This window comes from Nonomuraea diastatica, from assembly GCF_004349015.1.
Taxonomy (GTDB): domain Bacteria; phylum Actinomycetota; class Actinomycetes; order Streptosporangiales; family Streptosporangiaceae; genus Nonomuraea; species Nonomuraea diastatica.
Map to the genome: position 1 here is coordinate 1 of NZ_SMKP01000256.1, position 12663 is coordinate 12663.

The window sequence follows — 12663 nt, forward strand, 5'->3', positions numbered from 1 at the left end:
ACCTTGAAGACCTGGAAGATCCTGTCCCGGCTGCGCTGCTGCCCGCACCGCGCCACCACGATCGTGCAGGCCATCCTCATCCTGCAACTCATCGAAGAAGGCCGCTACGCAGGATGAAAAGGGCTCACTGTAGCGCTGCGGGCAGGAATGCCTGGGGAGAGTAGTCGTGGGCCCGCTACCCCGCCGTCAGGCGACGGGGAGAGGCCCCACCCGCGGACAACGGTGGCCGGGCCGTCCACCATCTCCCCATTGCCGCTGTCCGAGGCGGCGGTGGGGAGACGCTGGTAGCGGGCGGTGGAGGAAGGTGGGCTGAATTTGCGCAGCCGGCTGAATGGAGTGACTGAGGGATTGATTTCGGATTGCGGTCAGTGGTCGCCCAGCAGTCGAGCCGGCTTTCGCAAATCCGAAGGCATCCTTTCAACCGGATCTTCCTTCGGGTCTCCGCCCGCTTCTTCGGGATGAATGCTCACACGTGGTGGCTACTTCAGGGTCACGTAGAACATGCCCTGCTCCTGGGCGGCCTCGGCAAGTCGCTTGATGTTGACGGTGTGACGTCCACCGTAGGAGGTGCGGGCCGGATCCCAGAGGGTGACGGTGCCTTTGGACTTGTTGTAGCCATTCACGACCACCACGTGTCCGAAGTTCTTTTTCGCCTTGATCCAAGGAGCGCTCTTTCCCCACACCGCCAACGGCACGGCTCTCTTGAGAACACCCACGTCATAGGAGATGTACAGCATCAGTCCTGTTGGGTTCTTGGCGTTCGCCTGGGTTACCTTGTAGCCCTTTTTGCTCAGATAGGAGTTGTAGACGCGAGTGAGATTTCCGCCTGTGGTGAAGCACTCCTTCATGCTTGTCTTCATCTTCTCGGCTAGCGTGGACTGCTTCAGGTCAAGGAAGCCGAACGTGCGCAAGCTCATCTGCACCGAGGCCGGAGCGCACCAGCACGGAGTCGCCTGTGTCAAAGCCTTGTGTTTTACCGACCCCTTCTTCGGCGGCTTGATCGTGTCCAGCGGCTTTTGCGCCGTCAGGCCAGCCGAGGATGCCGGTATCAGTGGCGTCCCGATAGCCCTGTCAGGGGCGGCGGAGACCGCCGAAGTGTCGGATACAGCGGTGGCCGACCCGGTTCCTGCCGTCAGCAGGCCGAGTGTCATCGTCGACCCAATAAAGAAACGCATGCTCTTCACAAGCTTCTCCTGCGTGACCAAGGCTACGCCTTAACGGGCACAAGTTGCGAATGGAATTGATTAAGCCCTATTCAGCCGGGCGTCAGGTAATAGCCGCCGAGTTCGGCGGCCGCAAGTATCTCTGTCACTGGCTCGTACCTCCCACGGAGGCACGGACGGCGCACCTAGGCCCTTCACCGAGACGCCAACGGCTCGACGTCGCTTCTACCTGGGCGGCATGGATGCCCAACGGCAGTGGTGCCATCTGGCGGCGAAAGTCGTTCGGTGAGATCGATGCGCGCGTGGACCGGGTTTGGCGCCGGAGTTCGCAGCTTGGGCACTCGTGGTGCATGTGCGCACGTCACGGCGCCGCCGTGGGCGCGCTTGTGGGGCCGGGTTTCGACTCCGCCTGACATCCCCTCCTTTCCAGGAGTCCGTACACAGGACAAGATTTCTGCGTACGGAAGTTAAACAGGGTTGACACGTCTAGTCAACCGCTGAAACACGGCCCGAGGGGGTGCCTCCGGCACGGCCGGGCCGGTGGGAACCCGGCTGCCAGCGGATATTACTTCCGTCTGAAGTTATCAAGCATGGCCTGATCGACGAACACCAGGTTGTCGTGCGCCCGGTCCTGCTCGGCGGCGGCGAGAAGCTGTTTCCCGACGCCAAGGAGCGGCTCGACCTTCAGCTCATCGATTCGCAGACCTTCGACGCCCGGACCGTTCTGCTGCGCCACCGATCCGCCTCCCGGTGACGGCCGCCCCGGACAGCCACACAGGGCGACCATCGGCGGGCAGATGGCTCCCCGCTAACCGGCCACTGACGTTTCGTCTTCGATGCCGATCTTTGGTGCTGCGGGGCTTCCATCCCGGGTCCCCGCTGCCGCTGAACGCCGCCGGAGAGTGCTGATGAGACCGGGCCGTGGCCGAGACGACGCAGCTGGGCGACGGCCCTGAGCGCCCGCGTTTCATCGGCACGGTCCGCACGCCACGTCGGCCACCGGCTCGTCGCCGCTAGAGCTTCCTTTTGAGCCAGGACGTCGCGGCCTCGTAGCTCTCATCGAAGGGCTCGCAGTGCCCGCTGCCGCTGGTGACGACCACCTTGCCGTCCGTCGACGACGCTGCCAGCCGCTTCAGGTCGGAGACCGGCGCGATCGGGTCGTCCGCTGTGTTGATCGCCAGGATCGATGTGTTCGTACGGATGGTGCCCACCAGTTTCTGGTTGGCCAGCGACGACCTCCTAGCGACTCGTCCCAGCTGTTCGGTGTCGCTGACAGGGACGTTGTAGCGTGCGGCCAGCGCAGCGCGGGTCACCGGAGGCAGGCTCTTGATGGTCGCCGGGCCCCGGTTGAGCGCTTCGTGGATCAGGCCGCAGTGGGACACGACGGCCTTGACGCGCTTGTCTGTGAACGCGAGCCTGGCGACCGTGTACCCGCCGTACGAGGTGCCCATTGCGCCGATGCGGGCCGGGTCGATGCGCTGTCGGTGTTCAGGTGGTCGATGACGGCGCGGTAGAGGACGGTGGGTGGTGCCACGTCGTAAGGCAGGGCACATATTCCGCACCGAGGAGGGCGAGGCATGGCGGCGACCACGTCGAAGTACAGGCTGCCACCGCGCTGAGGATGACCGGCGGCTCGGTGAGGTCAGAGGCGACCAGACGCTCCCGAGTATCCGGACGGTCGCTCCCGACCGCAGGGCGGCCAGAGCGTCGCTCTCTGCCCGGAGCGCTCGGGAGGTCTGGTGCCGGCTGACGACGATGGCTGTGTGGTGGTTCCCGCGGGGCTGATCGAGGCAATTTTGCCGCGGGCGGACGAAATCCACACCGGTTCGTCGTACGCCACGGCCTCCAGCCGTCCTCGGGAGTCGGCGGGAGTCGGCGGGAATTGGCGTCCAGGGTCAGCGCCCCACCGAACGCGCGGGCGCCGTTCAGCCGGATCTCCGAGGTGCTCGGCGTGTCGGATCAGACCGTGGCCCGCCGCTACACCCGCCTGCGCTCCAGCGGGGCCCTGCGTGTCCGTGGCCTCACCAACCCGTACGGCTTCGCGGTTCCGCTGATCGGAATAGCCGCCGCGGCCGGTCTCGTGGTGTTCTTCCTCTGCGCCGTGGGAGCACACCTGCGGGCGCGTTATTACCGCCTGGGCTATGTGGCCATGTTCCTCTCGCTGGCCGTGGCCACGCTGACGGTGACGTTGGCCGCTTGGGAGCCCTAAGTCATCGAGGGAAGGTCACGGTGGCGTCATCAGCGATCTCGTCCGACGGGCCCACGCCGAGCGGTTGGGGGTCGCAGCGTTCGTCGGTCCAGGTGTCCTGGCCGGTGAGGATGTCGCGCAGCCGCTGCCGCAGGAATTGCACGTCCGCCGGGGCGAGGTGCTCTTCGAGCAGGTCGCGCACGCCCTGGATGTAGACGGGCCGTGCCCGGTCGAACAGGGCGCGGCCCTCGGTGGTGAGAACGGCGTAGGTGACGCGCCGGTTGTCGGCGGGCTGGTGACGGGTGACGGCGCCGCGCAGGACGAGGCGTTCGACCAGCCGGGTGATGGCGCTCTTGGGCTGAAGGGTGAGCTCGGCGAGGTCGATCATGCGCAGCCGGCCGTCCGGGGCGCGGGACAGGCGGAACAGCAACTCGTGCTCGGCCAGGGTGAGCCCGGCCTCGTCCTGGAGGCGGTGAGTGAGCTCGGTCCGCATGACGGTGTGAACCTGGGCGAGGTTGGCCCAGGCGAGTATGAGCTGGTGGTCGTCTTCCGAGATCATCACCGCTCATGCTACCCCCGGAACCGAAGGCAACAGTTCCAGTCAGTACTGTTCTATATGTTACTAAAATGGAGAAGGAGAACCGCGCATGCAGGTTTTGGTGATCGGAGCGACCGGCCGGCAAGGAGGGGCCGTCGCGCGGGAACTTCTCGCACACGGCCACACGGTGCGAGGGCTCAGCCGCGACATCGGCTCGCCGCGGGCGAAGCGGCTCCGCGAGCAGGGCGCCGAACTCGTGGCGGGCAACCTGGAGAACCGGGAGGCGATCAGGGCCGCGGCCGACGGGGTGGACGCGGTCTTCGCCCTGACCACGCCGTACGAGGAAGGCGTGGAGGCGGAGGTGCGGCAGGGCGTGAACGCGGCGCGGGTGGCCGCGGAGCTGGGGCTTCGCCTGATCTACAGCTCAGGGGCGGGCTGAGCGACAGCGGCCGCATCGTGCTCCTGTCCACCGCGCCACAAGGATCACCATGACCGACGCCGCCGCGTACACGATGACGAAAGCGGCGGTCGAGGCACTCAGCCGTTCCCTCGCGCTTACTGTCGGGCCACGGGGCATCACCGTTAACTGTGTACTTCCGGGAGTCGTCGACACCGATATGAGCGTGGGGGTGACCGGAAACCCGGCGGCGACGGCGGCGGTCACCGGGATCACCGCGCTCGGCCGCCTCGGTCAGCCCGACGACGTCGCTGACGTGGTCACCTTCCTCACGTCCGACCAGGCACGCTGGATCACCGGCCAGGCGCTCGACGTCACCGGCGGTATGTGGCTCGGCCCTTCCCGATGATCTTCGGAACATGACGTAAATCACCCTCGAAATGGCCTCACGGCTGTCACCCCTCACGGGCGCATTTCGTCAAGGAAGTGAAGGTGCGAAACGAGGAGATCTCATGCGCCCACGGGTGATGAAACGTCAGTCGTTCCGGTTCGGTCATTGGTCATTCATGTTCGCTGAAGTGGCGATCTGGTCTTTTGCCGTCCTAACGGTGACCGGATTGTTTCTCATGGTGTTCTTCGACCCTGACATGTCCCCGGTGATCTACGAGGGCGCGTACACGCCGCTGCGCGGCATTCCGGTCAGCAGGGCCTTCGACTCGACGATGTACCTGAGTTTCGAGGTGCGCGGCGGCCTGCTGGTCCGGCAGGTGCATCACTGGGCGGCGCTCGTTTTCGTGGCCGCCGTCGCGCTCCAGCTGTTGCGCATGTTCGTCACCGGGGCGTTCCGCCGGCCGCGCGTCGCGCAGTGGCTGATCTGGGTGACGCTGCTCCCGCTGGGAATGGCCGCCGGGGAGAGCGGCAACATCCTGCCCGACGACCTGCTTTCCGGTGGGAGCCTGTGGCTGATCCAGTCGGTTCTGCTGTCCATCCCCGTGGTGGGCTCCTACGCGGTGCACCTGCTGTTCGGCTCCGAGTTTCCCGGGCAGAGCGTCATTCCCGTGATGTACTGGACGCACGCGCTGGTGATCCCGGCCGTCATCGCCCTGTTGCTGGCCGCCCGCGAATGGCTGGTGCGGCGGCACGGCCACTCGCGGTTCACCGCGTCCGTGCCAGGCCGGCCGGCCGCACGACCCCTGATGGCGGGCACGACGATCGGAGTGCTCACCCTGCTCGGGGTGGGCGCCCAAATCGCACCGATCTGGCTGTACGGCCCCGCGCACCCTGGCCAGACCTCGGCGGGCTCGGTGCCCGACTGGTACATGGGCTTCCTCGACGGCGCCCTGCGGCTCATGCCCGGGTGGGAGCTCACCCTCGGGGGATACACGCTCAGCCTCGCCGTCCTGGTGCCCACGCTGGTCGTGCCCGGGGTCTTCTTCACCGTCCTGGCCTGCTACCCGCTCGCGGAGCGCCTCATCGTCCAGCGCCTGGCGCGGCGCGACACGCTCGGCCGGCCCAAGACCAAGAGCCGCACGGCCAGGGACAAGACCGGCCGCACCACCCTCGACCGGCCGCGCGAGGCCCCCGTGAAAACGGGCATCGCCGCCGCCGGCGTGACCTTCTACGGGCTGCTGTGGGCCGCCGCGGCCAACGACCAGCTCGCCCTCCAGTTCCACCTGGGGCTGGAGGCCGTCACCAACGTCTTCAGGCTCGCCGTGGTCATCGGCCCCCTCATCGCGTTCTGGCTCACCCACCGGATCTGCCGGGGCCTCCAGGACCGGGACCGGCACACCGCCGAACACGGCCCGGAGAGCGGGGTGATCATCCAGACCGCGCAGGGCGGGTTCCAGGAACGAGAGGTCAGACCGGACACCAAAGCGCTGACCTGACGACCGCCGGCGGTGACCGGTTTCGAGAACGGGAGCCTGCGACGGACTATCCCCATCCGACACGCGACTGGGTGGCCTTGCGGCCGGCGACCCCAGCCCCGACGATCACGACCCGGGTTCGGGACGTGGAAGGCTAGTGTCGTACCGGGTAGTTGGCGTGGAAGACGTGATGCGGGTCGCGGGCGCGCTTGATCTCCCGTAGCCGGGCGAGCGTCTCCTCGGGAAAGGCCTGCGAGGCGCTTTCGCCCGCGGCCAGGAAGGTGTATGGCTTGCGCCCGCTGACACGGTCGCCGAGCTGAGCGACCAGCTTGCTCTGCTTGGCCTGCACCGCCTCGGTGAGCTGCGGGTTGATGCCGAGTCCGAGCGTGCCCAGCAGGTACGGCTCGCCCAGCGCCCCGCTCGCGCCCGCCAGTGGGCCGGGCTCGGCGAGCCGGCCGCCCAGGTGCCGGAGATGCACGTCGATCAGCGGAGCGATCGGCTCGGCCAGCAAGATCTCCACGGTCGCCTCGTCCAGGCCGACCAGCAGTTCATTGCGCGGCAGGGCGGGAGCGGGGGTGATGGGCTCGTCGGTGACGTGACCCAGGTCGGCCGTGCTGAGCATGGTCCGCCTGTCGGCCATCACCCCATCGATCTTGCTCAGCGGAGCCAGCAGTTCCTCCGCCTTGAGCTGGTCGCCCAGGTAGGTCACATCCACGGCCACCAGGGGCGGCGCCTTGGGGAACTGCAGCCGGTGCACCCACACCGACAGTTCCCGCGGCGCGTGCGTGGTCACCTCGCGGTAGGCGTCGAACACCTGGGCGGCCTTGTCCCCCTGCCACGTGATCCGCCCGCCGTACAGACTCCGCTCGGGAAAGAGCCGGAACTCGACGGCGGTCACGATGGCGAAGTCGCCGCCTCCTCCGCGCAGCGCCCAGAACAGATCCGGGTCGCTGTCGACGCTCACCCTGGCCTGCCGGCCGTCGGCGTCCACGATGTCGAACGCCACGACGCTGTCGGCCGCCCAGCCGTACTTGCGGCTGAACCACGACAGGCCGCCGCCGAGGAGGTAGCCGACCACGCTGACCTGCGGGGTGCTGCCCGCAAGCCCGGTAAGGTTCCGCGCGCCCGCCTCGGTCTGCACCTGGCCCCAGGTCACGCCCGCGCCGACCCTGGCCCAGCCCTGGTCGGCGTGGATCGTCACCTCATCCAGTCGGGTCGTGCGCAGCAGGATGAGACCGTCGACGTCGCCGGTGGCGCCATGGCCGCGCGGCTGGGCCGTCACGGTCAGCCCTGCCCGTCCGGCGTGACGGACCAGCGCGGCGACGTCATCGGCGTCGGCGGCCTCCACGACCGCCGCCACCGGCTGCTCCACTGTCAGATTCCACGCCGCAGCAGCCTGGTCGAAACCCTCCTCGCCGGACAGCCATACCCGGCCCCTGACAGCGCTTCGAAGATCGTTGTTCGACATCTCGCTCCTTGCCTCAGTACCCGTGATCGACAGTGGCCGTCAACCCCGTCACGTCGTTGATCACCGCCCACAGGAAATCCTCGTCGGGCCCCCACGAGGAGATGTCGGCCCGGGATTCCGCCGGCAACGGCTCACCGTCGTCCACTACGGGCTCGCCGTTGTGAAAGACGACGCCCCTGGCCAGCTCGCCGTCGTCCCAGAGCCAGAACCCATAAATGCTCGACACGCTGGAGAACAGGACGGCCAGCGCCCGAGTTCCCTTGAGTGCCGTCAGCGCGCCGGATTCAAGCAAATTGCCGACGTCGATCGAGATCCGCTGGTCGGTGTCCCACATATGGCACCAGCCATCTCGTTCCGCGAAATACAGGCGATGGCCGGGAGTGTGACGCCACGCGTGATCGGCGCTCACTCGCTCACCGGTCGGTACGAATTCAACATCATCCGGCAGGCTGCCGGCGACCTCGTCGATCGACCGGCCACGCACGAACAGCGCCGAAGTGTTCCATCCTATGCCCGGCGATCCTCATACGCCCCACCAAACCGTCAACCCGAAGGAGACAGCTCCATGATCCGACATGAGCGAGGCAGTGAGCCCACTGAGCCCACTGAGCCCGGTGAACTCCCCCCTTTGCTGACGCGCACAGGCCTCGGGGACCTCCGGCTTCCGAACCGGATCGTGATGGCGCCGGCCACACGCGCCCGCGCGACCAACGAGGGCCTAGTACCCACGGACCTGCACACCACCTACTACGGCCAGCGGGCCGGAGCCGGTCTGATCATCACCGGGAGCACCTGGGTGAGCGAGCGGTCGATCGGCGCGATCAACATCCCCGGCATCTACAGCGAGCCGCAGGTCGTCGCGTGGCGTCGGATCACCAGCGTCGTGCACGCCCTGGGCGGCCGTATCGTGCTGCAGCTCCTGCATGCCGGCTCCAATTCGCACCCCGACCATCATGGCGGCGCGCTGCCCGCCGGGCCCTCGGCGATCAACCCGCAAGAGGTCGCCCCGACCCCGGCCGGGCCGAAGGCGACGGTCGTCCCCCGGGAGATGACCACCGCGGACATCGACGGCGCGCTCGCGGATTATCACGTGGCGGCCATGAACGCGTGCCGCGCCGGATTCGACGGGATCGAAATCTGTGCCAACAGCGCATACCTGATCGCGCAGTTCCTCAATCGGCGGCTGAATCGCCGCAGCGACGGGTATGGCGCACGTCGCAATCGTCTGCTGCTCGAAATCGTCGACGCCGTGACCGACGCCTGGGAGGGACGGCGGGTCGGCGTGCGGCTGTCACCCTACTGGGCGGTCGAGCACCGGTCTTTCCGCGACCAAATGAGCGGCGAATATCCGTACACCGCCGACGAACAGACCCTCGCCGATTACGACGGCCTCGTGGCCGAGCTCAATGCCCGCCCGCTGCCTATCTCCACCTGCGAGGTCGCACCCCGCGCGCTGGCTCCGCCCCCGACTTCGATGCCATCGCGAGATACCGCAAGCACTTCGACGGCCCACTGATCGCCAACGACGGCTTCGACCGAGAAACCGGAAACGCGATCATCCAGGAAGGAATCGCCGACGCCGTGTCCTTCGCCCAGCTCTTCATCGCCAATCCCGATCTCGTCAACCGGTTCGCCCTGAGCCACGAGCCGGCAACCAGCGACCAGACCACCCACTATTCGGGCGGCGCGAAGGGCTATGTCGACTATCCGATCTGGTCGCCCCCGACGAACGGCCACAACGGTGGAAGATGATCACGAGCGAGATCTCGTGTCCAAGGGGGCGCGTCAGCCGGTTGCGCACCAATTCCAGTCGTGCGACCGCCGCTAATTGGAGCCCTTGACACCGCGAAATTAGTCCTTGACGGGACACCTGTCCCTATATACGTTGATCGCAACAACCTTGCCGTCCCCAATGCCGCACCTCACCGGCGCCAGACGTGCATGGATCGCGTGCTTGTCAAGTTACTCAGAATGACTCGGGGGCCGCGCAGTGGCTGGGGGTTTTGGAACACCGTTCCGAATCCTCGGGCCCATCCAATTATGCAACGGCGAAACCGTCGTGCCCATCGCACCCGGACGGCAGCCGATTATTCTCGGGGCGCTGCTGCTGGAAGCCAACCACATCGTCAGCACCGAGCATCTCATCGACGCCGTGTGGGACGAGGATCCTCCGTCGAGCGCGCGCAGCCAGGTGCAGATCTGCATTTCGGCACTGAGGCGGCTGCTGACGTTCTTGCCGGTCGAGGCCGAGATCGTCCGGCGCTCGCCCGGCTACCAGCTCAGCATCACGCCGGAGGATCTGGACGCGTACTGCTTCGAGAGCTTGGTGCAGGAGGCCGGGAACCTGGCGCAGGCGGAGGACGTCCTTGGGGCGGCCGAGATGTTGCGGGAGGCGCTGTCCCTGTGGCGCGGGCCGGCGCTCAGCGGGGTCGCGAGCCAGGTGCTGGAGAGCAAGGCGCTGCGTCTGGACGAGTCCCGGCTCACCGCCCACGAGACCTGCATCGACCTTGAACTGGAGCTGGGCAGGCACCACGAGCTGATCGGCGAGCTGACGGACCTGGTGCAGCGCAATCCGCTGCGCGAGCGGCTGCGCGGCCAGCTGATGACCGCCCTGTACAGGTCGGGACGGCAGGCGGAAGCCCTTGACGTCTACCGCGCCGGGCGCGCTCACCTCATCGAGGAACTGGGCCTGGAGCCGGGCGAGGAGCTGCGCCAGCTCGAATCGGCGATCCTGGCGGGCGACGAGTCGCTGCTGCTCGACAGCCCGGCGCACGTCACCGCCACCGCCGCGTCCGCTTCAGTGCCCGAACAGCCCGCGGCGGTCCTGTCGGTCGCCCCGCACCAGCTCCCGACCGACATCCCGGACTTCACCGGGCATCGGTCCCTGATCGAGACGGCGGAGAGCTTCTTACGCGGGAAGGATGCCGAGGCGGTCCGCATCGTCGTGATCAGCGGCAAGGCGGGGGTGGGCAAGAGTTCCTTGGCGGTGCACATCGCCCACCGCCTTTCCGACGAGTTCCCCAACGGGGAGCTCTACCGGGACGTGCGGGGCAGCCAGCCTCAGACTGTGCCACCCGCCGACACACTTGGCACGTTCCTGCGCTCGCTCGGCATCCCGGGCCCGGCCGTGCCGAGCAGCGTCGAGGAGCGTACCGCCACCTATCGCAGCATGCTGGCCAACACGCAGACGCTGGTGATGCTGGAGGACGTGGAGAGCGAGGCCCAGGTCGTCCCGCTGCTGCCGGGCAGCGCAGGATGCGCCGTGATCATCACCAGCCGTACGCGGCTGACCGGCCTGCCCGGCGCGCTGCAGCTCCCCGTGGACGTCATGGACCAGGAACAGTCGCTGGAGCTGATCGGGAAGGTCATCGGCCCCGACCGGGTGGCGGCCGAGCCGGTCGCCGCCGCCGAGCTGACCCAGGTGGTGGGCGGCCTGCCGCTGGCGCTGAGAATCGTGGCGGCCCGGCTCGCCGCCCGCCCGCACTGGTCGCTGGCCTCGATGGTGGGCCGCCTGGCCGACGAGCGGCACCGTCTCGACGAGCTCGCGCACGGCGAGATGGTCGTCAGGAAGAGCCTTTCCCTCACGTACGAGAGCATGGACGAGCGCACTCGCAGGCTCCTGCGGCTGCTGAGCGTGGCGGAGTCCGTGACGATTCCCTGCTGGTTCGCCGCGGTCCTGCTCAACGACGACGCGTACCGCTCCATGGACCGGCTGGAGCAGCTCGTCGACGACCAGATGCTGGACGTGGCCGGCGTGGACGCGGGCGGCGATCCGCGCTACAAGTTCCACGGCCTTATCCGGGTGTTCACCCGGGAGCGGCTGCATGAGAACGAGGACGAGCCGACCAGGCTCACCGTACTCGGCCGGGTGACGGGCGCCTGGCTGCACATCGCGGAGGAGGCGCACCGCCGCCTGCACGGAGGCGACTACACGCTCCTGCACGGCTCGGCCCCGCGCTGGAAACTCCCAGGCCACCACCTCGACCGGCTGCTGGAGAGCCCGCTCGACTGGCTCGAACGCGAGCGGGGCAACCTGTGCGCCGCCGTGATGCAGGCCGCCGAGCACGGCCTGGACGAGGCGTGCTGGGACCTGGCGGTCACCCTGGTGTCCCTCTTCGAGACCCGCAGCTATTTCGAGGATTGGCAGCACACGCACGGGAAGGCGCTGATCGCCACCAGGTCGGCGGGCAACCTGCGCGGTATGTCGGCGCTCATGTGCTCGCTCGGCTCGATGCATCTCAACCAGCGCCGCCCTTCCCTGGCGCGCCCGCTGCTGGAGTCGGCGCTCGCGCAGTTCCGCGAGCTCGGCGACGAGCACGGTACGGCGCTGGCCTCACGGAACCTGGGCCTGCTCCACTACCGGCAAGGGGAGCTGGACAGGGCCACGGAGCTGTACCGGCAGGCACTGACCGGGTTCCGGCTCCACACGGACCTGGTCGGTGAGGCCCACGTCCTGGCGAACATGGCGCAGATCGAGCTGGACCTGCAGCAGTACGCCGCGGCGGAGGACCGGCTGAACCGGGCCCTGGAGATCGTCAGGGAGACCAGCAGCCGCCGGGTGGAGGCCCAGGTGCTGAACAAGCTCTGCAAGACGCACCTGCTGAGCGGCGACTACGAGCGGGCCGAGCAGGTCGAGGGCACCGTCCTGCGCATGGTGCGCGACATCGGCGACATCATCGGCGAAAGCTACGCCCTGCAGAACCTCGGCATCGTGTACGGCCGGCAGCGGAAGTTCGACACGAGCGAGCGCATGCTGCGGCAGGCGGTGGAGGTCCGGGAAGGGATCATGGACCACCTGGGTGCCTCGCAGATCCGGCTCGACCTGGCCGAGATCCTGACGGTCAAGGGCGACACCACCGAGGCGCTGGCGGTCGCGGAGAAGGCGCTGGCCATGTTCCAGGAACGGCAGGCCGAACAATGGTCAAGGAGGGCCGACGAGATCGTCGCGACCCTCCTTGACCGGGGGTGACCCGGCTGCCGGGGTCGGCTGCCGGAATCGGACAGGTCCAGCCCACGGGGGCGGGAGTGGGCTGGACCCACGGGG

General features: G+C 67.7%; 13 protein-coding genes and 1 pseudogene. 9 read left to right on the forward strand and 5 right to left on the reverse strand.

Annotated features, from left to right (window positions below; genetic code table 11):
• A pseudogene (locus tag E1294_RS47725) lies at nucleotides 1-117 on the forward strand (IS5/IS1182 family transposase); the annotation flags it as partial.
• 362 nt (nucleotides 118-479) lie between these two features.
• Here the strand turns inward: E1294_RS47725 and E1294_RS47730 are convergent.
• Entirely contained in the window at nucleotides 480-1205 is a 726-nt protein-coding gene (locus E1294_RS47730; protein ID WP_132518736.1) for a C39 family peptidase, read from the reverse strand.
• Between the two features lie 577 nt (nucleotides 1206-1782).
• Here E1294_RS47730 and E1294_RS58635 point away from each other — a divergent pair.
• Nucleotides 1783-1917 (forward strand): dihydrofolate reductase family protein, encoded by a 135-nt coding sequence (locus E1294_RS58635; RefSeq protein WP_425465276.1) that lies wholly within the window; start codon nucleotides 1783-1785, stop codon nucleotides 1915-1917.
• A gap of 259 nt (nucleotides 1918-2176) precedes the next feature.
• Here E1294_RS58635 and E1294_RS47740 read toward each other — a convergent pair whose 3' ends face one another.
• Nucleotides 2177-2716, reverse strand: coding sequence for an alpha/beta hydrolase (locus E1294_RS47740; RefSeq protein WP_132518740.1), 540 nt, complete (start codon nucleotides 2714-2716; stop codon nucleotides 2177-2179).
• Nucleotides 2717-3045: 329 nt separating this feature from the next.
• Between E1294_RS47740 and E1294_RS55190 the strand changes: the two genes are divergently transcribed.
• A complete protein-coding gene (locus E1294_RS55190) occupies nucleotides 3046-3372 on the forward strand; it encodes an AsnC family protein (RefSeq protein WP_220448360.1) in 327 nt (108 codons plus the stop codon).
• 1 nt (nucleotide 3373) lies between these two features.
• Here E1294_RS55190 and E1294_RS47750 read toward each other — a convergent pair whose 3' ends face one another.
• Nucleotides 3374-3910 (reverse strand): MarR family winged helix-turn-helix transcriptional regulator, encoded by a 537-nt coding sequence (locus tag E1294_RS47750; protein ID WP_132518742.1) that lies wholly within the window; start codon nucleotides 3908-3910, stop codon nucleotides 3374-3376.
• An 88-nt stretch (nucleotides 3911-3998) separates the two neighbouring features.
• Between E1294_RS47750 and E1294_RS47755 the strand changes: the two genes are divergently transcribed.
• The 3 genes from E1294_RS47755 to E1294_RS47765 all read left to right on the forward strand — a co-directional run bounded on the left by E1294_RS47755 (nucleotide 3999) and on the right by E1294_RS47765 (nucleotide 6172).
• Nucleotides 3999-4328 (forward strand): NmrA family NAD(P)-binding protein, encoded by a 330-nt coding sequence (locus tag E1294_RS47755; RefSeq protein WP_132518744.1) that lies wholly within the window; start codon nucleotides 3999-4001, stop codon nucleotides 4326-4328.
• 49 nt (nucleotides 4329-4377) lie between these two features.
• Nucleotides 4378-4695, forward strand: coding sequence for an SDR family NAD(P)-dependent oxidoreductase (locus tag E1294_RS47760; protein ID WP_132518746.1), 318 nt, complete (start codon nucleotides 4378-4380; stop codon nucleotides 4693-4695).
• Between the two features lie 199 nt (nucleotides 4696-4894).
• Nucleotides 4895-6172, forward strand: a complete 1278-nt coding sequence (locus E1294_RS47765; protein ID WP_165977898.1) for a cytochrome b — start codon at nucleotides 4895-4897, stop codon at nucleotides 6170-6172.
• Between the two features lie 133 nt (nucleotides 6173-6305).
• Here E1294_RS47765 and E1294_RS47770 read toward each other — a convergent pair whose 3' ends face one another.
• Nucleotides 6306-7619, reverse strand: coding sequence for an FAD-binding oxidoreductase (locus E1294_RS47770; RefSeq protein ID WP_132518750.1), 1314 nt, complete (start codon nucleotides 7617-7619; stop codon nucleotides 6306-6308).
• A 13-nt stretch (nucleotides 7620-7632) separates the two neighbouring features.
• A complete protein-coding gene (locus E1294_RS47775; RefSeq protein ID WP_132518752.1) occupies nucleotides 7633-8103 on the reverse strand; it encodes a DUF6928 family protein in 471 nt (156 codons plus the stop codon).
• A 144-nt stretch (nucleotides 8104-8247) separates the two neighbouring features.
• On the opposite strand from E1294_RS47775, the gene E1294_RS47780 reads away from it, so the two are divergent.
• The 3 genes from E1294_RS47780 (at nucleotide 8248) to E1294_RS47785 (ending at nucleotide 12588) form a co-directional block, all read left to right on the forward strand.
• Nucleotides 8248-9135 carry an oxidoreductase gene (locus E1294_RS47780; protein WP_220448361.1) on the forward strand — a complete coding sequence of 296 codons (888 nt, stop codon included), beginning with the start codon at nucleotides 8248-8250 and terminating at the stop codon, nucleotides 9133-9135.
• Between the two features lie 65 nt (nucleotides 9136-9200).
• Nucleotides 9201-9371, forward strand: a complete 171-nt coding sequence (locus E1294_RS55195) for a hypothetical protein (protein ID WP_220448362.1) — start codon at nucleotides 9201-9203, stop codon at nucleotides 9369-9371.
• A 307-nt stretch (nucleotides 9372-9678) separates the two neighbouring features.
• Nucleotides 9679-12588, forward strand: a complete 2910-nt coding sequence (locus E1294_RS47785; protein ID WP_220448363.1) for an AfsR/SARP family transcriptional regulator — start codon at nucleotides 9679-9681, stop codon at nucleotides 12586-12588.
• Nucleotides 12589-12663: the final 75 nt, after the last annotated feature.

Bases quoted from the DNA above. Each gene is read 5' to 3' on its own strand.
- E1294_RS47755 (WP_132518744.1), top strand. From the start codon at position 3,999: ATGCAGGTTTTGGTGATCGGAGCGACCGGCCGGCAAGGAGGGGCCGTC.
- E1294_RS47760 (WP_132518746.1), top strand. From the start codon at position 4,378: ATGACCGACGCCGCCGCGTACACGATGACGAAAGCGGCGGTCGAGGCA.
- E1294_RS47770 (WP_132518750.1), bottom strand. From the start codon at position 7,619: ATGTCGAACAACGATCTTCGAAGCGCTGTCAGGGGCCGGGTATGGCTG.
- E1294_RS47740 (WP_132518740.1), bottom strand. From the start codon at position 2,716: ATGTGCCCTGCCTTACGACGTGGCACCACCCACCGTCCTCTACCGCGC.
- E1294_RS47750 (WP_132518742.1), bottom strand. From the start codon at position 3,910: ATGATCTCGGAAGACGACCACCAGCTCATACTCGCCTGGGCCAACCTC.